The sequence below is a fragment of the Geodermatophilus bullaregiensis genome (assembly GCF_016907675.1).
Lineage (GTDB): Bacteria > Actinomycetota > Actinomycetes > Mycobacteriales > Geodermatophilaceae > Geodermatophilus > Geodermatophilus bullaregiensis.
In genome coordinates this window covers 2,032,489-2,050,454 of sequence record NZ_JAFBCJ010000001.1, presented here as the reverse complement: position 1 = coordinate 2,050,454, position 17,966 = coordinate 2,032,489, and the positions used below count along the sequence as shown (strand labels likewise).

Here is a 17,966-nt window from a genome sequence, read left to right as displayed (position 1 = left end):
GCGGTCAGCCTACGGAGCCTCCGGCGACGCTCCCGGTACCGGTCCGCGCCGCGCCCACCGGCGCGCCGGCGGTGCCGTCGGGCCCTCCCTCGCCGGTCTCCGGGTGGCGCTGGGCGAGCAGCGTGGTGATCCGCCGGCGGACGGCGTCGGACACCAGCCCGGTCCCGCCGGACGCGGCGTCGGCGCCCAGCAGCTCGCCCGGGACGACGACGTAGCGGGTGGGAGCGGCCTCGGCCTGGGCGAGGAAGGCCGCGCGGACGGCGTCGGCGTCGGCGTCCACCGGGCCGGCGGTGACGGGGGAGTCGACGACCACGGTGAGGTCGGGCAGCAGGCCGCGGGTGGCCCACAGCGACGTCCGGAAGATGCGGTCGGCGTCCAGGCCCTGCCCGGCGCCGTGGAAGGCGATCGAGGTGTCCACGTAGTGGTTGCACACCACGACCTCGCGCCGCTTGAGCGCCGGGCGGATCACCGTGGCCACGTGCTCGGCCCGGTCGGCGGCGGCCAGCAGCGCGGCGGTGTAGGCGGCCACCGGACGGCCCTCGCCGTCGGTCACCGACCGGCCGGCCGGGGGCACCGGCGGGTAGAGCAGCTGGCGCACCTGCCGGCCCAGTGCCGTGTCGCTCGGCTCGTGGGTGGCCACCACGGTGTGGCCGTCCTCCCGCAGCGCCTGCGCGAGGTCGGCGGTGTAGCGGCGGGTGAGGTCGCGGTCGGCGCCCTCGACCACGACGAACAGCCCGACGCCGCTCGAGGAGGCCGAGAGGAGGTCGGAGGTGCCCCACAGCAGCCGCAGCGAGTCGCGCAGGCGGGTCCGGGTCCGGTCGCGGGGCGCCACCTGCCGGACGGCGTAGGCGCTCACCGCGAGCGCGAGGACACCACCCACCAGCAGCGTGAGGCCGGGGCCGCTGAGGGTGAGGACCAGCTCGCCGAAGCGCAGCTCGTGCGTGCCCAGCAGGCCGGCCAGGCCCGGGCCGACGGCGACGGCGAGCAGCAGCACGATCCGCACCGAGGAGATGACGAACGCGAACACCCGGCCGCGCAGCCGGTCCTCGACCTCGAAGCCGATCAGCGTGTAGCCGATGATCCAGGACACCCCGGCGAACAGGCCGACGAGGAAGGCCGCGCCGGTGGCCAGCACGAAGTCCTGCAGCACCGACATGGCCAGCAGCGCCACCCCGGCCAGCCCGATGGAGCGGGCGAACAGCGCGCGCCGCGGCACCGTGGGCAGGATCCGCGGCCCGACGAGCATGCCCAGGGCCAGGCCGGTGAACACGATGCCGAAGACCACGCCGTAGCCGGCCGTGCCGGCGTCCAGCGTCGCGATGTAGAGCTGGGCGACGCCGATGATCAGCCCGCCGGCCCCGAAGGCGCCGATGACGCCGACGTAGAGGGCCCGCATGAGCGGCTGCCCGCGCAGGAAGGACACGCCCTCGACGACGAGGGAGAAGACGTTGGCCGGCGTCTCGCGGTCGGTCGCCGTCGGCGGGATCATCGCCCGCGAGAGGAAGACGGTGACCGCCGAGAGCCCGAAGCTGGCGGCGTTGAACACCAGCGCGACGACGATCGCCGTCCGCGCCTCGCCGCCCTCACCGCCGCCGGGGAAGACCCGGCTGACCGTGGACAGCAGCGCGAACAGCAGCGCGGCCACCGGGACGGCGCCGTAGACGCTGAACAGCGAGACCTGGTTGGCCACCGCCAGCCGCTCCCGCGGCACGATGGCCACCCAGATCGCCTGCTTGGCCGGGTTGGTGAACAGCCCGACCGCCTCGACGAGGAACTGCGCGACGTAGAGCCAGGTCAGCTCGTAGCTGACCGCGATCGACAGGTACAGGCCCAGCGCCAGCAGCTCGCCGACGACGACGGTGGTGCGCCGGTCGAGCCGGTCGGCCAGGGCGCCGGCGAGCGGGCCCAGGACCAGGTCGGGCAGCAGCCGGGTGAGGATGACGCCGGAGATCGCCGCGCCCTGCACCGCCGTCGACTCGTCGCGGGTGAGCTGCTGGGCCAGGGCCGTCGTCGCCAGCAGGCCGAGCCAGTCACCGAGGCTGGAGACGGTGATCGCCGCCCACATGCGCCGGAACACGGGGACGCGGACCAGCGCGAGCAGCGCGTTGTCGTGTCCGCGCCCGCTGGCCGACGACCCCGCACGGCCCGCCGCCTGTCCGTCGATCACAGTCCTCGCCGTCCGGTCGTCGCGGTGGTCCCGAGCAGGGTAGTGGCGGACGGCGCCGTCCGGGCGCTCCCGACCCCCGCCGGAGCGGTGCCGCTCAGCCGGCCGGCCGGCGTCGGTGCAGCGTCAGCGGCACGGGTGGGGGACTGGCCGGGTGCGGCGCGACCATGCCCTGGTCGAGCCGTGCCTCGGTCAGCCGGCGCAGCTCGGCGTAGGCGGCTGCGCCCAGCAGCGCGGTCAGCTCGGGGCCGTAGGTGAGCACCAGCGGCTCGGGGGAGACGTGCGCGGCGGGGGAGCCGGTGCACCACCAGTGCAGGTCCGCGCCGCCCGGGCCCCACCCGCGGCGGTCGAACTCGCCCACGGTGCTGACCAGCACGGTGCTCCCGTCGGGCCGCTCGACCTGCTCCTGCTCGCGGCGCACCGGCAGCTGCCAGCAGACGTCGGGCTTGGTGGTCAGCGGGTGCAGCTCCTCCCGCAGGGCCATGCGGTGCAGTGCGCAGCCGCTGCCGCCGGGGAAGCCGGGCCGGTTGAGGAACACGCAGGCGCCGTCGACCAGGCGGGTGCGCAGCGAGCGGACGCCGCCCTCGTCGTCCGCGGCGTCCTCCTCCGTCCACGCGCCGCGGCCGACGGGGGCCAGCTGCCAGTCCTCGTCGGCCAGGTCGGCGACCGCGGCGGTCACCCGGGCGAGGTCGTCCTCGTCGGCGAAGAACGCGCCGTGGCTGCAGCAGCCGTCGTCGGGCCGGCCGGGGACGACGCCCGCGCAGCCGCGGCCGAACACGCAGGTCCACGCCGAGGCCAGCCAGGTGAGGTCGGCCCGTACGAGGTGTCCGGGGTCGGCGGGGTCGGGGAACTCCACCCACTCGCGGGCGAAGTCGGGGTCGACCTCGGGAGGCGCGTCCTGCACCGCCCCAGCGTAGGGACGCCGGGGACCCCGGCGGCCCTCCGGATCGGCCCGGTGGCGGCGGGACCGGCAGACTGACCGCATGCGGCTCGGGGTGCTGGACGTCGGCTCGAACACCGTCCACCTGCTCGTGGTCGACGCCCACCGCGGCGGACACCCCACCGCGCAGCACGACGACCGGTGGCTGCTGCGCCTCGCCGAGCACGTCGGGGACGACGACGTGCTGTCCAAGGAGGGCGAGAAGGCGCTGGTCAAGGCCGTGCGCAAGGCGTGCGAGCAGGCCGAGAAGCTCGGCTGCGAGGAGGTGCTCGCACTGGTCACCTCGGCCATCCGCGAGGCGCGCAACGGCATGGAGGTGCTCGAGCGGGTCCGCCGGCAGACCGGCGTCTCGCTGCAGGTGACCAGCGGCGAGGAGGAGGCGCGGCTGACCTTCCTCGCCGTCCGCCGGTGGTACGGCTGGAGCGCGGGCCGGCTGCTGGTGCTCGACATCGGTGGCGGGTCGCTGGAGCTGGCCAGCGGCGTGGACGAGGACCCCGAGGTCGCCCTGTCGGTGCCGCTGGGCGCCGGCCGCATGACCCGCCGCTTCCTGCCGGAGGCCGCCACCGGTGGCCGGCCCGACCTCGCCGCCCTCACCGCCCTGGGCGAGCACGCCGTCGACGTGCTCAGGCCCGCGGCGAAGAAGCTCAAGGACGCCGGGCCGCCGGACCTGGTGGCGGCCACGAGCAAGACGTTCCGCACGCTGGCCCGGCTGACCGGGGCCGCCCCCTACTCGGCCGGGCTCCGGGTGCCGAGGGAGCTCTCCTGCGACGCCCTGGGCCAGCTGATCGGCTTCGTGTCGCGGATCGAGTCGCGCGCCCTGGCCGAGCTGCGCGGCGTGTCGCCCGACCGCGCCCACCAGGTGCCGGCCGGCGCGGTCGTGGCGCAGGCCGCCATGCAGGCCCTGGATCTACCCTCCGTGCGGATCTGTCCGTGGGCGCTGCGCGAGGGCGTCATCCTCCGGCGACTCGACTCGTTGGGAGACGCGTGATGGCACAGCCCCGGGACCCCGACCCCCGACGCGACCCGGAGACCGGCGGACGGCCGCTGGCCGACATCCTCCGCGAGGCCGGCATCGAGGCGCCGCGCAGCGTCCGCCGCCGTGGCCGCGGCGAGGACACCGGCGAGACGCCGATCCGGCAGCGCAAGCGCGATCCCGACACCGACGCCGGCCGGCCCAACCCCGGCCGCCGCGCCAGCGACACCGGCCGGGTGTCCGACACCGGCCGGCTGTCCCGCGACACCGGACGGGTCGCCGAGCGGAGCCGGGGCGCCGACACCGGTCGCGTCTCCGACACCGGGCGGGTGTCCCGCGACCCCGGGCGGGTCATCGGCGCCGGCCGGCCGGCCCGGGACGCGCCTCCGCCCCGCGCGCTGGCGAAGGGCCCGGCCGAGCCGTCCACGGCGGCCATCCCGGGGCTCCGGCCCTCCGGCAAGCCCGGAGTCCCCGGGGCGCCGGGCAGCGACCCCGCGCCGGCCACCGGCCCCATCCCGGTGGTCCGCGGCGACCAGCCCGAGCTGCTCGAGGACGAGCCGCTCGGCGCCCGCGAGGGCGTGGTGGCCTGGCTGCGCTTCGCCGGCGAGCTGGTCCTGGCCCTGGCCGCCGGGGTGGGCATCTACTTCCTGTCCACCGTCGTCTGGGAGCAGCTGCCCCAGGTCGCGGTGGTCCTGGCGCCGGCGGCGGTGACCGGCCTGGTCGCCGGGGTCGGCGCCTGGCGGCAGCGCACCGGCCGGGAGCTCCCGGGCCTGCGGCTGGTCGCCGTGCTCGTCTTCGCCGGGACGCTGCTCACCATCGCCCCGGCCGCCGGGCTGCTCGCCGCCGCCACCTGAGGCGCCGGCGGACGGCCCGGCCGTGGCTCACTCGTCCTCGTCGTCGCCGTCCTCGTCGGCGGCCCGGGCGAACTGCTCGACGATCGCCGCGCCGAAGGCGTCGAGGTCGTCGGGGTTGCGGCTGGTGACCAGGTTGCCGTCGACGACGACCTCCTCGTCCACCCACGTCGCCCCGGCGTTGCGCAGGTCGGTCTGCAGCGACGGCCACGAGGTCATCCGCCGGCCTCGGACGACGTCGGCCTCGGCGAGCACCCAGGGCGCGTGGCAGATGGCCGCCACCGGCTTGCCGGCCTCGAAGAACGCCTTGACGAAGGCGACGGCGTCGGCGTCGGCGCGGACGAAGTCGCCGTTGATGACGCCGCCGGGCAGGACCAGCGCCGCGTACTCGTCGGGGTCGGCCACGCTGACCACCGCGTCGACCTTCTTCTCGTCGCCCTTGTCGATGTGCTGGTAGGCGGTGATCGTCCCGCTCGCCAGCGACACCAGCTCCGGCTCGGCCCCGGCCTCCTCCAGGCTCTGCCACGGCCGCTCGAGCTCGACCTGCTCGACCCCGTCGGTCGCGAGCACGGCCACCTTCATCCCGTCCAGTTCTCCTGCCATGCGGCGGCGGCTACCCGCGCCCGCTGAGCGGCACACCCGCGCGCACTACGGTCCGACCGGGACCTCGACAGGCGGGAGCTGGACATGAGCGAGCGGCGGGGCCTGGCGGTCCTGGGTGGCGGGAAGATGGGCGAGGCGCTGCTGGCCGGGCTGGTCCGGCGCTCCGGCCCCGAGGGCGTCGTCGTCTGCGAGCGGCACCCGGAGCGGGGCGAGGAGCTCGCGCAGCGCTACGGCGTCGACGTCGTCGGCCTCGAGGAGGCCGCCGCCCGCTCGCGTGTGCTGCTGCTGGCGGTCAAGCCGCAGGACCTGCCGGACCTGCTCGGCCTGCTCGCCCCCTCGGTCACCGCCGACCACCTGGTGGTCAGCATCGCCGCGGGCGCCTCGACCGCCACGATCGAGGCCGCCCTGCCGGCGGGGGTGCCGGTCGTGCGGGTCATGCCCAACACCCCGGCCCTGGTCGACGAGGGGATGAGCGTCCTGTCCGCCGGGGCGTCCGCCGGCGAGGCCGAGCTCGACGAGGCCGAGGCGCTGCTGTCCACGGTCGGCCGGGTGGCGCGGGTGCCCGAGCACCAGCAGGACGCGGTGACGGCGCTGTCGGGCAGCGGCCCGGCCTACTTCTTCTACCTGGTCGAGGCGATGGTCGACGCCGGGGTGCTGCTGGGCCTGCCGCGGGCGCTGACCACCGAACTGGTCGTGCAGACCGCGCTGGGCTCGGCGGTGATGCTGCGCGAGTCGGGCCAGCACCCGGCCCAGCTGCGCGACGCGGTGAGCAGCCCGGGCGGGACGACGATCGCCGGGATCCGCGAGCTGGAGCGCCACTCCGTCCGGTCGGCGCTCATCGCGGCGATCGAGGCGGCCGCGCAGCGCTCGGTCCAGCTCGGCCGGGCCGACGGGAGCCGGTGACCGTAACCCGCACGGTCGCGCCATGGGGGGACGCTGCGTCACCATGTCGACACAGCAGCTCGCCGACGCGCCGATGCGGCTGTGAAGCGAGGTGCCTAGGTGTAGTTCTGCCCAGGACGGACCGTTCCGCCTGTCCGTTTCTTCCATCGCTTCTGTCACGCCGGTCCCCCTACTCTCTGTATCAGCACGTGCGTGTCCCGTAGTCGGTGGGGAAGCCGACGCCCGACGCGTGCTAGGTCCGGAGATGATCATGACGATGTCCCAGCGCACCCACGCCGCCTACGTCCGCCCGGCCGTCCCCGGCCCGCGGCCGATGGCCCGCCCGATCCCGGCTGCCGCCATGGCCCGCCCCGTCGGCCCGCAGCACCCGGCCGCCGTCCCGGTCGGCCGCCCGGCCGTCCCGCAGCAGCGCGCCGCGGTCACCTTCCTGACCGTCGCCGAGGTCGCCAGCATGATGCGCGTCTCGAAGATGACCGTGTACCGCCTCGTGCACGCCGGCGAGCTCGCCGCCGTCCGCGTGGGCCGCTCGTTCCGCGTCCCCGAGCGCGCCGTGCAGGACTACCTGCGCGACGCCTACACCGACATCGCCTGAAGAAGGACCACCTCGCCCCCCGCCGCTCGCAGGCTCGCGGCGGGCCCCTGCGAGGCGGCCGTTCCAGCACCTCGCCGGACCGCCGCTCGCAGGCTCGCGGCGGGCCCCTGCGAGGCGGCCGTTCCAGCACCTCGCCGACTGCTCGATCGCACCGTCGATCGGCGCCCTCGCCCGGCCCTCCCGGGTGGGATCCGTCCGGCCCGGTTCCCGCGGCAGCGTCGCCGCGGGGGCGCCGGGTAGGCTCGGACGCCGAGCGACACCCCGGCCCCGGCCGGAGCCGTCGCACACGAGCTGATCCACACTCGCGTGGCGCCCGGTTCCGCCCCTGCGGTCCGTGCCACGCGGCCACGACGTCGGGAGCAGGACATGGGTTCGGTCATCAAGAAGCGGCGCAAGCGGATGGCGAAGAAGAAGCACCGCAAGCTGCTCAAGAAGACCCGCGTGCAGCGTCGCAACAAGAAGTGAGCTGACGCTCGTGCCGCCTGACGTCGTCCTCGTGACCGGTGTGAGCCGGTGGCTCGGTGGTGCGCTGGCGGCCGAGCTCGCGCGCGACCGCGCCATCGGTCGGGTCATCGGGGTGGACACCGTCCCCCCGTCGGCGGAGCTGCTCCGCCGTCTCGGCCGCACCGAGTTCGTGCGCGCCGACATCCGCAACCCGCTGATCGGCAAGGTCATCAGCACGGCGGCGGTCGACACCGTCGTGCACATGAACATCAGCTCCACGCCGGCCGGAGCCGGCGGGCGGGGGCCGATGAAGGAGCTCAACGTCATCGGGACGATGCAGCTCCTCGCCGCCTGCCAGCGCGCCCCGTCGGTGCGCCGGCTCGTGCTCAAGTCCACGAGCGCCGTCTACGGCGCCTCGCCGCGCGACCCCGCCGTGTTCACCGAGGCCATGCAGGCCCGCCGGGTGCCCTCGGGCGGCTTCGCCGAGGACAGCCTCGACATCGAGGGCTACGTGCGTTCCTTCTCGCGCCGCCGCCCCGACGTCGGGGTCGCCGTCCTGCGCTTCACCAACTTCATCGGCCCGCGGATCGACTCGGTCCTGACCGGGTTCCTGCGCATGCCCGTCGTCCCGACCGCCCTCGGCTACGACGCCCGCGTCCAGCTGCTGCACGAGGACGACGCGCTCGGCGTGCTGACCCGCGCCACCACCGGCGACTTCGCGGGCACCGTCAACGTCGGGGGAGAGGGCACCCTCCTGTTGTCGCAGCTGATCCGCCGGCTGGGCCGCCTGCAGCTGCCGGTGCCCTCGCCCGCCCTGGGCTCGCTGGGCCGGTTCACCCGCCGGTTCGGTTTCGTCGACTACTCCCCGGAACAGATGCGCTTCCTCAACTTCGGCCGGGTCGTGGACACGACCGTGCTGCGCACGCAGTTCGGCCACGTCCCCCGCTACACCACCGAGGCGGCACTGGACGACTACGCGCGCACCGTGCCGCCCGTCGTCCCGTCCGACCTGGTCGCCGACGTCACGTCCCGGACCGAGGCACTGGTGGCCCGGGCCGGGTCGCTGACCTCCTCGGTCGGCAACGTGGTGCACGGACGGCTCCGGCCGGCACCGGCACCGCCGGGCCTGCGGGCGGTGCGCGATGCCTGAGGCGCGCGTCATCCGCCTGCGGCCCGACGACGAGCAGTCGCACGTCCCGCCGCCGTCGGACGCGACCTGGGACGAGCAGGTGACCGGCGGGCTGGAGTTCCTGCGCCGCCGGGCGACCGGTGAGTACCGGACCGACGAGTTCGGGTTCGACCCCGACCTCACCGACCACGTGCTGCTGCCGCTGCTGCGGCCGCTGTTCCGGCGCTGGTTCCGGGTGGAGACCCACGGTGTCGAGAACATCCCCGCCGACGGCGGGGCGCTGGTCGTGGCCAACCACTCCGGGACGATCCCGGTCGACGCCCTCATGACCACGGTCGCCCTGCACGACGACCACCCGGCGCAGCGCCGGTTCCGGCTGCTGGGCGCCGACCTGGTGTTCGACCTGCCCGTCGTCGGCGAGTTCGCCCGCAAGTTCGGCGCCACGCTGGCCTGCACCGAGGACGCCGAGCGGCTGCTGACCGGCGGCGAGCTGGTCGGCGTGTTCCCCGAGGGGTTCAAGGGGATCGGCAAGCCGTTCCGCGACCGGTACACCCTGCAGCGGTTCGGCCGCGGGGGTTTCGTCACAGCGGCCCTGCGCACCGGGAAGCCGATCGTCCCCTGCGCCATCGTGGGCGCCGAGGAGATCTACCCGATGGTCGGCAACGCGAGGACCGTCGCCCGGCTCTTCGGCCTGCCCTACTTCCCGATCACGCCGACGTTCCCGGCCCTGGGCCCGCTCGGGCTGGTGCCGCTGCCGTCGAAGTGGCTGATCGCCTTCGGTACCCCGATCGAGACGGCGTCCTACGGTCCCGCGGCCGCCGAGGACCCGATGCTGGTCTTCAACCTCACCGACCAGGTGCGCGAGACCATCCAGCAGTCGATCTACCAGCTCCTCCTGCAGCGCACCTCCGTCTTCAGCTGAGTCGCCGTGGGGTCGGCGGTCAGAACGGCCAGGCGTTGCGGCGGCGGAGGGCGACCGCGCCGCCGACCACGCCGCCGGTGAGGGCGGCGGCCGCGACGGTGGGGACGCCGATGCGCGCGGCCTTGCGGCCGGTGCGGAAGTCGCGGATGGTCCACCCGCGCGAGCGGGCGACGGCGCGCAGCTCGGTGTCGGGGTTCACCGCCACCGCGGTGCCGGTCAGGGTGAGCATCGGCAGGTCGTTGGCCGAGTCGCTGTAGGCGGTGCAGCGGGACAGGTCCAGGCCCTCGCGCTCGGCCAGCGCGCGGACCGCCTCGGCCTTCGCCTCGCCGTGCATGAGCTCGCCGACCAGCCGGCCGGTGTAGCAGCCGTCGACCACCTCGGACACGGTGCCGAGGGCACCGGTGAGGCCGAGCCGGTGGGCGATGATCCGCGCCAGCTCGACCGGCGTGGCGGTCACCAGCCACACCCGCTGCCCGGCGTCGAGGTGCTGCTGGGCGAGGTTGCGGGTGCCCGACCAGATCCGGTCGGCCATGAGCTCGTCGTAGATCTCCTCGCCGGCCTGCACGATCTCGGCCACCTCGCGGCCGGTGACGAAGGCCAGCGCGCTCTCGCGGATGGTGAGCATGTCGCCGGCGCTCTCGCTGCCGGCGATGCGGAACTTCGCCTGCTGCCACACGAACCGCTTCAGGTCGCGCGAGGTCAGGTACTTGCGGGAGGCGAGGCCCCGGGCGAACCAGAACAGCGAGGCGCCCATCATCATCGTGTTGTCGACGTCGAAGAACGCGGCCGCGGTGCGGTCCGCGACGACGGCCGGGACGGGCTCGACCTCCGCGGCGGCGGCGGACGCGGCGCCGGCGACGTGCGCCCTGGTCTCCTCGTCCGGCACGGCCCCGGCCGCCCGCCCCCGGCGGCTCCGGAACGGCAGTCCCGGCACCGGCCACCTCCCTGGTCTCCCCACCGCCCGCAGGCGGCACCTCCGCGACCCTAGCCGGGCGGCCGGGGCCCGACGGACCCGGTGCTCAGCAGACCAGCGGCCAGGCGCAGATGGGCAGCGGCGTGTCCAGGACCGGCCCGGACGGCCCGCCGGGGACCGGAGCCGGGGCCGTCTCCGTCGAGGCGTCGTCCCCCTCGTCGGGGACCGGCGACGGCGGCACGGTGGCCTCACCACCCGGGACGGACGGGGTCGGGGTCGGCGTGGGTGCGCCCCCGCCGGTGGGTGCCGAGGAGGGCGGGGAGGGCCCCGCACCCCCGGAGTCGCTCCCGCCACCGCTGGAGGTGGCGGCGGGTGCCGGGGCCTCCGAGGTCGGCGCCGGAGGGGCCTGGCCGGCCGGCCGGGTACCGGTCGGGGGAGCGGGATCGGCGGAGCGGGCGGCCGGGGCGGGTGGGTCCGGTGTCCCGGCGTCCCCGCAGGGGGTGGCTCGCGGGCCGAGCTGGTCGTCCCCCGCGGTCGCCGGACCGTCGGGGCACCCGAGTGCCGTCTGCAGCTCGCCGGCGCGGCTGCCGACCTCGGTGACCAGGCCGAGCGAGTGGCCGGCCGCGGTGCCGGCGTCCTCGGGCAGCGCCGACCGCAGCGCGGACAGGCCCGAACGCTGCTCCTGTGCCCAGCCGCTGACCACCGTCAGCGTGGCGGCGTCCCCGGCGTCGACCGCGCTGGAGAGCACCAGCGCGGCGCCCTCCGCCGTCTGCTCGTCCATGGTCGCGAGCGTGTCGCGCACCAGGTCCGCCGGCGGTCGTCCGGGCGCGCCGTCGACGAGCTCGTCGAGCTCCTCGAGCCGGGTGGTGGCGAACCCCAGCAGCGTCAGGCCGCGCTCGTCACCGGCCAGGGCCAGCCGGGTCTCCTCGGTGCCGCGCTTGAGCCCGTAGAGCGCGTCCCCGGGTCCCGCGTCGGCCGACAGCGCGACCAGGGCACCCAGCGCGGTGACGGACAGGGCCGCGCCGGCGGCCGCCGCGGCGAGCCGCGCCCGCCACCGGCCCGCCGGCCGGCGGTGCGACACGAGCGCGCGCAGCCCGCGCCGCGGCGCCGGCTCCGGGTAGCGGACGGCGGCCATGGCGACCAGCCGGGCGCGGGTGGCCGCACGGAAGCCGGGCGACGGTCCGTCGTCGAGGTCGGTGGCGAGTGCGCGCAGGCGGGCCTCGACGGCCTCCTCGCGGGCGGGCACGGACGCGTGGCGGGAGCCGCCCGCGGCGCCGTGCTCGGGGCTCACCTGGGTCCTCCGGCCGATCGGTCGACGTGCGGTCGACCGGAGCAACGAGGCTGCTCAGGGCCCGTTACGGCATACCGGCCGGTAACAACGTGGCGTCCCTCGGTCGAGGTCCTCCACGTCACCGCAACCCCTCGGGCAGCAGGCCGGCCAGCCGCCGCACCGCCCGGTGCTGCAGCGCCTTGACCGCGCCGTCCCTCTTGCCCATGACCGCGGCGGTCTCCGACACCGACAGCCCCTGCAGGAAGCGCAGCGAGATGCACTCCTGCTGCTCGCCACCCAGCTGCCGGATGCAGGACAGCAGCTGCTCGTTGGTCAGGCGCGCGACGACGGCGTCCTCCGGGCCGTCGGTCGCCCGGTCGGCGTCGCGCATGTCGGCGGTGGTGACCTCGAGCCGGAAGCGGCTGCTCTTGACGTGGTCGCGGATGATGTTGCGGGCGATCGTGACCAGCCACGCGCCGACGTCGCGCCCCTGGAACGACAGCGAGTCGATCCGGCGCAGCGCCCGCACGAAGGTCTCGCTGGTGAAGTCCTCGGCCTGCGCCCGGTCGCCGACCCGGTGGAAGACGTAGCGGTGGACCAGCGTCACGTAGTGGTCGTAGAGCCGGCCGAAGGCCTCGGCGTCACCGGCCTGGGCGCTGCGGACGAGGTCCCAGACGTCGACCTGGCCGGCCGGCAGCTCCTCCTCGAGCGCGGCGAGCTCCGCGGCGAGCGCGTCGTCGTCCTCGGGTGGCAGCTCGGCGACGACGTTCGGCTCCGTGCCGTGGCGGGGGAACGCGGTCGGGCGGGGACGCGGGGCGGGCCGACGGGCCGGGACGACGGACGACCGCTCGTCCACCGGGCGCGGCTGCGGCATGCGGGCGTCGACCTCCTCGTCGGCCCGCCGAGCCGGAACGGCTCACCCGACGGGGCTCTCACAGTCCGGCGGGTGCCCGCGGTGCTGCGTGTCTCTCCCCATGGTGACAACATCGTTGCGTTCCGTCCACATCGACCGGTCGAGCCGCGCCCCCGGGGGTCCTCTTCCAGGGGCGTGCAGCCGTCCATCGAGGAGGCGCCCGTGACGACGCGCCGAGCCACGACCGTGCCCGGACCCGCGACGGGCCTGGCCGCGCTCGTCCGGACCGCGGCCGGGGAGCGACCCGACGCCCCCGCCGTCGTCGACGGGGACGGGCGGCTGACCTGGCGCGAGCTCGACGCCCTCGTCGACCGGACCGCCGCCGGCCTCGCCGCCCGGGGGCTGGTACCGGGGGACCGGGTGGCGGTGCAGTTGCCCAACGGCGTCGACTGGCTGCGCGCCGTGCTCGGCGCCCTGCGCGCGGGGCTGGTCGTCGTCCCGGTGAACACCGCCTACACCGACCCGGAGCTCGCGTACGTCCTCGCCGACTCCGGTGCCGCGCTGCTCGTGGCCGGCGCGGGACGGGAGCCGGTCGCGGGGGTGCCGGTGACCGCCGGGCCGCCGGAGGCCGACGGCCCGCCGCCCGGGCACGACGACGACCCCGGCGCACCGGCGTTCCTGGCCTACACCAGCGGCACCACCGGCCGGCCGCGCGGGGCGGTGCTGACCGCCGGGGCCCTCCGGGCCAACCAGGAGCAGTGCCTGGCGATGGACCCGCCGCCGGTGCGGCCCGACGACCGGGTCCTGCTGGTGCTCCCGCTGTTCCACGTCTACGGGCTCAACGCCGGCTTCGGCCTGGTCGCGGCCACCGGTGCCTGCGCGGTGCTCGTGCCCGCCTTCGACCCGCGCGCCACCCTGGAGGTCATGGAGCGCGAGCGGGTCACCGCCGTCCCCGGGGCGCCGCCGCTGTACCAGGCCTGGCTCGCGGTGGCCGACGCCGAGGGCGACGCGCCCCTGCGGCGGGCCTTCGCGGCGGTGCGGATGGCCTCCTCGGGGGCCGCGCCGCTGCCGGAGGAGACGTGGACGGCGATGCGCGAGCGCGCCGCCGTCCCGGTGTGGGAGGGCTACGGGCTGACCGAGGCCTGTCCCGTGGTGACCAGCACGCTGGCCACCGGGCGGCTGAAGCCGGCGTGCATCGGCGGCCCGCTGCCGGGGGTGGAGGTGGTCCTGCGCGACCTGTCCGCCGGGTACCCGGCCGAGACCGAGGAGGGGCCGGGGGAGATCTGGGTCCGCGGCCCCAACCTGTTCGCCGGCTACTGGCCCGACGGTGCCGACGCCCCCGGTCCCGACGGCTGGCTGGCCACCGGCGACCTCGCCCACCGCGACGACGACGGCGACCTGCACCTGGTCGACCGGCGCAGCGACCTGGTGCTGGTCAGCGGCTTCAACGTCTACCCGGCCGAGGTGGAGCGGGTGCTGGACGCGCACCCGGCCGTGGCCGAGAGCGCGGTCATCGGTGTGCCCGACGCGCGCACCGGGTCCGCCGTCCGCGCCGTCGTCGTCCTCGCGCCCGGGGCGCGGGTCACCGAGGCCGAGTTGCGCGCGCACGCGGCCGCCTCGCTGGCCCGCTACAAGGTGCCGACGTCGATGACCTTCCGCGCCTCCCTCCCGCACTCGCTCACCGGCAAGGTCAGCCGTGCCCGGCTGCGCGAGCTGGGCCTGCCGGCCGACGGTGCCGGGGACGCCGCCGAGGACGCCGGGACCGACCGGGGCGCACGGTGACCGCGGGGCCGCCGCCGCGGCTGGAGCTGCTCACCCGCGCCGGCTGCCACCTGTGCGCCGCGGCGCTGGAGACGGTCACCCGGATCGCCGCCGAGGCCGGGGTGGCCAGCCGGGAGGTCGACGTCGACACCGACCCCGAGCTGCGGGCGGAGTACGGCGACCGGGTGCCGGTGGTGCTGCTCGACGGCCGCGAGCACTCCTACTTCACCGTCGACGTCCCACGCCTGCGCCGCGACCTCGGGATCACCTGACCGGCCGGCGACGTGGTGGAACGGCCCCCGTGCAGGGAGAAGGACCCCCTCCTCCCCACCTCTCGCTCCGCTCGAGGCGGTACCCGGGAGGGGGCCGAGCGGATGGGGCAGCGGGGTTCCTCCGGTATGGTGTCGGACACAGCGGGACGCATCGGCGCTGGCCCGGCACCCGGTGGGCTCACCGGGACTTTGTTCCTGCGTTCACAAGCGGCTACCGTGGCAGTCGCCGGGCGGTGCTCCGCCCGGATCCCCGATGTCGTCCGCCCCCCTCGGCTCCCGCCGTCGTCCGGGCGCGAGCGCTGTGGAGTAGGCCCTGTGATGCAGCCGCGGCCCCGGATCCCGGAGGCCACCGTCGCCCGTCTGGCCGTGTACCTGCGGGTGCTCAGCGGGCTGGCCGACGGCGGTCGCGGCACCGTCTCCTCGGGCGAGCTGGCCTCCGCGGCCGGCGTCAACCCCGCCGGCCTGCGCAAGGACCTCTCGCACCTGGGCCCCTGCGGCGTCCGCGGCGTCGGCTACGAGGTGGCCACCCTGCGTGACCGCATCGCCGGAGTGCTCGGCATGGAGACCGCGCACGCCTGCGTCCTCGTGGGGCTGGGCAACCTGGGGTCGGCACTGGCCGGCTACGGCGGCTTCGGCAGCCGCGGCTTCGAGTTCGTCGGCCTGTTCGACGCCTCGCCGGCCCGGGTCGGCCAGCAGGTCGGTGGCCGGCCGGTCCGCCCGATGGAGGAGCTCGACGAGGTCGTCACCGCCACCCGGGCGACGATCGGGGTCATCGCGACACCGGCCGAGGTGGCCCAGCCGGTGTGTGACCGGCTGACCGCGGCCGGGGTGAGGAGCATCTTGAACTTCGCACCGGTGGCGCTCACCGCGCCCGCGGGCGTCCACGTCCGCCAGGTCGACCTCTCCGTCGAGCTCCAGGTCCTCGCGTTCCTCGACAAGCAGCGCGGCGCGGTGTCCGCCCTCGGCGACGCGCTCTCGCCGGCGGCCGGCCGCGCGGCCGCGCCGGTCGGGGGGATGGCATGAGCCTGCTCGCCGTCGGCATCAGCCACCAGACCGCGCCGGTCGCGCTGCTCGAGCAGTTCGCGATGGGCGCCGACGACCGGGTCAAGGCGCTGCACGAGCTGGTCGAGAGCGACCACGTCAGCGAGGCGCTGGTGCTGGCCACCTGCAACCGCGTCGAGGTCTTCGCCGAGGTCGACCGCTTCCACGGTGGTGTCTCGGAGGTCAGCCGCGTGCTGGCCCGCCAGGCCGGCGCCACCGTCGAGGAGCTCTCGCCCTACGTCACCGTGCACTACGAGGACCAGGCCGTCGCCCACCTGTTCACCGTGGCCGCGGGGCTGGACTCCATGGTGGTCGGCGAGACCCAGGTGCTCGGCCAGCTGCGCGCCGCCTACGCCCTCGCGCAGGAGGAGGGCACGGTCGGCCGCGAGCTGCACCCGGTCGCCCAGCACGCCCTGCGCGTGGGCAAGCGGGTGCACGCCGAGACCGGCATCGACCGCGCCGGCGCCTCGCTGGTGACGGTCTCCCTCGACCGCGCCGAGGCCCGCATCGGCCCGCTGGCCGGCCGGCCGGTCCTCGTCGTCGGCGCCGGCTCGATGGGCGCGCTGGCCGCCACCACGCTGTCCCGGCGGGGCGCGCTGGTGACCGTGGCCAGCCGGTCCCCGGAGTCGGCCGCGCGGCTGGCCGCCGCGGTCGACGGCGGCACCGCGGAGCTGGCCGACCTGCCGCAGGCGATCGCCGCCGCCGACGTCCTGGTCACCTGCACCGGCGCCAGCGGCCTGGTCGTGGGCACCGACGCCGTCGCCACCGCCATGGCCGGGCGGGCCGGCCGGCCGCTGGCCGTCGTCGACCTGGCGCTGCCCCGCGACGTCGACCCCGGCGTGGCCGCGCTGCCCGGCGTGCACGTCGTCGACCTGGCCCTGCTGCAGGGCGAGCGGTCGGCCGGGACGGGCGACCCGGTCGCGGGCTCGGTCGCCGCCGACGACGTCTCCGCCGCGCACGCCCTCATCGAGGCCGAGACCGCGCTGCTGCGCGCCGAGCGGCAGGCCGCCGCCGTGGCCCCCACCGTGTCGGCGCTGCGCAGCCAGGCCGCCGAGGTCGTGGACGCCGAGCTGCTGCGGCTGTCGAGCCGCCTGCCCGACCTCGACGCCCGCGCCCGCAGCGAGATCGCCCGCACCGTGCGCCGCGTCGTCGACAAGCTGCTGCACGAGCCGACCGTGCGGGTCAAGGAGCTGGCCAGCACGCCCGGCGGCGTCGACTACGCCGACGCGCTGCGCGCGCTGTTCGGTCTCGGCATCGACGCCGAGGTCGCCACCGACGGCCCCCGGCTGGCCGAGGCGGTCACCGTCGACCCCGACGACCTGCGCCCCGGTGGTGCGTCGTGACGGTCACCACGGGCACGCTGCGGCTGGGCACGCGTGCCAGCCGGCTGGCCCACACCCAGTCGCGGACGGTCGCCGACGCGATCACCGCGGCCAGCGGCGTGCCGGTCGAGCTGGTGCACATCAGCACCGAGGGTGACCGCTCGGCCGCGGCCATCGCCCAGCTCGGCGGCACCGGCGTCTTCGTCACCGCGATCCGCCACGCGCTGCTCGAGGGCACCGTCGACGTCGCCGTGCACAGCTACAAGGACCTGCCCACGGCCCCCGAGCCGGGCCTGGTGCTGGCCGCCGTCCCGCCGCGGGAGGACCCCCGCGACGCCCTCGTCGCCCGCGACGGGCTGACCCTGGGCGAGCTGCCCGCCGGCGCCCGCGTGGGCACCGGCGCGCCCCGCCGGGTCGCCCAGCTCCGCGCGCTGGGCCTCGGCCTGGAGGTCGTGCCGATCCGCGGCAACGTCGACACCCGCATGGCGCGCGTCGTCCCGGGTGACCTGGACGCCGTCGTGCTCGCCCGTGCCGGCCTCGCCCGTCTCGGCCGGCTCGACGCGGTCACCGAGACCCTCGACCCGCTGCAGGTGCTGCCCGCCCCCGCGCAGGGCGCGCTGGCCGTCGAGTGCCGGGCCGGCGACGAGCGCACCCGCGAGCTGCTCGCCGCCCTCGACGACGCCGCCGCCCGCGCCTGCGTGCTCGCCGAGCGCGCCACGCTGGCCGCGCTGGAGGCCGGGTGCAGCGCGCCGGTCGCCGCCTACGCCGAGCTGGCCGAGGGCGACGACGGGCCCGAGCTGTACCTGCGCGCCTCCGTCACCGCACTCGACGGCAGCGACGGCGTCCGCGACTCGGCCACCGGCCCGGTCGCCCACGCCGAGCGGCTGGGCCGCGCCCTGGCCGCCGAGCTGCTCGACCGCGGCGCCGCCGAGCTCGTGGCGGCGTCCCGGTGACACCTCCCGCCGGGCAGCCCGCCCCGGCTCTCCCAGACCCCGCACACGCCCTCCCGAGGG

18 protein-coding genes are annotated in these 17,966 nt (G+C 76.3%); 12 read left to right on the top strand and 6 right to left on the bottom strand.

Going from position 1 to position 17,966, the window contains the following annotated elements; all coding sequences use genetic code 11:
* Positions 1-4 precede the first annotated feature (4 nt).
* Positions 5-2,167, bottom strand: a complete 2,163-nt coding sequence (locus JOD57_RS09640) for a bifunctional MFS transporter/dTMP kinase (RefSeq protein WP_204691827.1) — start codon at positions 2,165-2,167, stop codon at positions 5-7.
* 94 nt (positions 2,168-2,261) lie between these two features.
* Positions 2,262-3,068 carry a DUF3109 family protein gene (locus tag JOD57_RS09635; protein WP_204691826.1) on the bottom strand — a complete coding sequence of 269 codons (807 nt, stop codon included), beginning with the start codon at positions 3,066-3,068 and terminating at the stop codon, positions 2,262-2,264.
* A gap of 79 nt (positions 3,069-3,147) precedes the next feature.
* Here JOD57_RS09635 and JOD57_RS09630 point away from each other — a divergent pair, with 79 nt between their 5' ends.
* Both JOD57_RS09630 and JOD57_RS09625 read left to right on the top strand, forming a co-directional pair.
* The gene (locus tag JOD57_RS09630) at positions 3,148-4,092 is read left to right on the top strand and encodes a Ppx/GppA family phosphatase (protein WP_204691825.1); all 945 of its coding nucleotides are present in this window, start codon (positions 3,148-3,150) and stop codon (positions 4,090-4,092) included.
* Positions 4,092-4,931 carry a hypothetical protein gene (locus JOD57_RS09625; RefSeq protein ID WP_204691824.1) on the top strand — a complete coding sequence of 280 codons (840 nt, stop codon included), beginning with the start codon at positions 4,092-4,094 and terminating at the stop codon, positions 4,929-4,931. Before JOD57_RS09630 ends, JOD57_RS09625 begins: the two co-directional genes overlap by 1 nt.
* A gap of 27 nt (positions 4,932-4,958) precedes the next feature.
* Here JOD57_RS09625 and JOD57_RS09620 read toward each other — a convergent pair whose 3' ends face one another.
* A complete protein-coding gene (locus tag JOD57_RS09620) occupies positions 4,959-5,531 on the bottom strand; it encodes a type 1 glutamine amidotransferase domain-containing protein (protein WP_204691823.1) in 573 nt (190 codons plus the stop codon).
* An 84-nt stretch (positions 5,532-5,615) separates the two neighbouring features.
* On the opposite strand from JOD57_RS09620, the gene proC reads away from it, so the two are divergent.
* From proC to JOD57_RS09595, 5 genes are all read left to right on the top strand, one after another.
* Positions 5,616-6,434, top strand: a complete 819-nt coding sequence (proC, locus tag JOD57_RS09615) for a pyrroline-5-carboxylate reductase (RefSeq protein ID WP_204691822.1) — start codon at positions 5,616-5,618, stop codon at positions 6,432-6,434.
* A gap of 250 nt (positions 6,435-6,684) precedes the next feature.
* Positions 6,685-7,026: a helix-turn-helix domain-containing protein gene (locus JOD57_RS27415; protein WP_239568312.1), complete on the top strand. Its 342-nt coding sequence runs from the start codon at positions 6,685-6,687 to the stop codon at positions 7,024-7,026.
* 366 nt (positions 7,027-7,392) lie between these two features.
* Positions 7,393-7,491, top strand: coding sequence for a 30S ribosomal protein bS22 (locus tag JOD57_RS09605; protein WP_012854759.1), 99 nt, complete (start codon positions 7,393-7,395; stop codon positions 7,489-7,491).
* A 31-nt stretch (positions 7,492-7,522) separates the two neighbouring features.
* Positions 7,523-8,620 carry an NAD-dependent epimerase/dehydratase family protein gene (locus JOD57_RS09600; protein ID WP_307824582.1) on the top strand — a complete coding sequence of 366 codons (1,098 nt, stop codon included), beginning with the start codon at positions 7,523-7,525 and terminating at the stop codon, positions 8,618-8,620.
* On the top strand, positions 8,613-9,521 hold the full coding sequence (locus JOD57_RS09595) for a lysophospholipid acyltransferase family protein (protein WP_204691820.1): 909 nt from the start codon (positions 8,613-8,615) through the stop codon (positions 9,519-9,521). Before JOD57_RS09600 ends, JOD57_RS09595 begins: the two co-directional genes overlap by 8 nt.
* A gap of 19 nt (positions 9,522-9,540) precedes the next feature.
* Here JOD57_RS09595 and JOD57_RS09590 read toward each other — a convergent pair whose 3' ends face one another.
* The 3 genes from JOD57_RS09590 to JOD57_RS09580 all read right to left on the bottom strand — a co-directional run bounded on the left by JOD57_RS09590 (position 9,541) and on the right by JOD57_RS09580 (position 12,578).
* Entirely contained in the window at positions 9,541-10,455 is a 915-nt protein-coding gene (locus tag JOD57_RS09590; protein ID WP_204691819.1) for an HAD family hydrolase, read from the bottom strand.
* Between the two features lie 85 nt (positions 10,456-10,540).
* A complete protein-coding gene (locus tag JOD57_RS09585; protein ID WP_204695060.1) occupies positions 10,541-11,725 on the bottom strand; it encodes a DUF5667 domain-containing protein in 1,185 nt (394 codons plus the stop codon).
* 118 nt (positions 11,726-11,843) lie between these two features.
* Positions 11,844-12,578 carry a sigma-70 family RNA polymerase sigma factor gene (locus JOD57_RS09580; RefSeq protein ID WP_204691818.1) on the bottom strand — a complete coding sequence of 245 codons (735 nt, stop codon included), beginning with the start codon at positions 12,576-12,578 and terminating at the stop codon, positions 11,844-11,846.
* Between the two features lie 201 nt (positions 12,579-12,779).
* Here JOD57_RS09580 and JOD57_RS09575 point away from each other — a divergent pair, with 201 nt between their 5' ends.
* The 5 genes from JOD57_RS09575 (at position 12,780) to hemC (ending at position 17,906) form a co-directional block, all read left to right on the top strand.
* Positions 12,780-14,339 carry an AMP-binding protein gene (locus JOD57_RS09575; RefSeq protein ID WP_307824581.1) on the top strand — a complete coding sequence of 520 codons (1,560 nt, stop codon included), beginning with the start codon at positions 12,780-12,782 and terminating at the stop codon, positions 14,337-14,339.
* Positions 14,336-14,590 carry a glutaredoxin family protein gene (locus JOD57_RS09570; RefSeq protein ID WP_204691817.1) on the top strand — a complete coding sequence of 85 codons (255 nt, stop codon included), beginning with the start codon at positions 14,336-14,338 and terminating at the stop codon, positions 14,588-14,590. Before JOD57_RS09575 ends, JOD57_RS09570 begins: the two co-directional genes overlap by 4 nt.
* 318 nt (positions 14,591-14,908) lie before the next feature.
* The gene (locus JOD57_RS09565; RefSeq protein WP_239568309.1) at positions 14,909-15,613 is read left to right on the top strand and encodes a redox-sensing transcriptional repressor Rex; all 705 of its coding nucleotides are present in this window, start codon (positions 14,909-14,911) and stop codon (positions 15,611-15,613) included.
* A complete protein-coding gene (locus JOD57_RS09560; RefSeq protein WP_204691815.1) occupies positions 15,610-16,974 on the top strand; it encodes a glutamyl-tRNA reductase in 1,365 nt (454 codons plus the stop codon). Before JOD57_RS09565 ends, JOD57_RS09560 begins: the two co-directional genes overlap by 4 nt.
* Positions 16,971-17,906, top strand: a complete 936-nt coding sequence (hemC, locus tag JOD57_RS09555) for a hydroxymethylbilane synthase (protein WP_204691814.1) — start codon at positions 16,971-16,973, stop codon at positions 17,904-17,906. Before JOD57_RS09560 ends, hemC begins: the two co-directional genes overlap by 4 nt.
* The last annotated feature ends 60 nt before the right edge of the window (positions 17,907-17,966 follow it).

What these genes read in the sequence shown, in the direction of transcription:
- JOD57_RS09630 (WP_204691825.1), top strand. Translation starts at nt 3,148, where the DNA reads ATGCGGCTCGGGGTGCTGGACGTCGGCTCGAACACCGTCCACCTGCTC.
- JOD57_RS09625 (WP_204691824.1), top strand. Translation starts at nt 4,092, where the DNA reads ATGGCACAGCCCCGGGACCCCGACCCCCGACGCGACCCGGAGACCGGC.
- JOD57_RS09620 (WP_204691823.1), bottom strand. Translation starts at nt 5,531, where the DNA reads ATGGCAGGAGAACTGGACGGGATGAAGGTGGCCGTGCTCGCGACCGAC.
- proC (WP_204691822.1), top strand. Translation starts at nt 5,616, where the DNA reads ATGAGCGAGCGGCGGGGCCTGGCGGTCCTGGGTGGCGGGAAGATGGGC.
- JOD57_RS27415 (WP_239568312.1), top strand. Translation starts at nt 6,685, where the DNA reads ATGACGATGTCCCAGCGCACCCACGCCGCCTACGTCCGCCCGGCCGTC.
- JOD57_RS09605 (WP_012854759.1), top strand. Translation starts at nt 7,393, where the DNA reads ATGGGTTCGGTCATCAAGAAGCGGCGCAAGCGGATGGCGAAGAAGAAG.
- JOD57_RS09595 (WP_204691820.1), top strand. Translation starts at nt 8,613, where the DNA reads ATGCCTGAGGCGCGCGTCATCCGCCTGCGGCCCGACGACGAGCAGTCG.
- JOD57_RS09580 (WP_204691818.1), bottom strand. Translation starts at nt 12,578, where the DNA reads ATGCCGCAGCCGCGCCCGGTGGACGAGCGGTCGTCCGTCGTCCCGGCC.
- JOD57_RS09565 (WP_239568309.1), top strand. Translation starts at nt 14,909, where the DNA reads ATGCAGCCGCGGCCCCGGATCCCGGAGGCCACCGTCGCCCGTCTGGCC.
- JOD57_RS09560 (WP_204691815.1), top strand. Translation starts at nt 15,610, where the DNA reads ATGAGCCTGCTCGCCGTCGGCATCAGCCACCAGACCGCGCCGGTCGCG.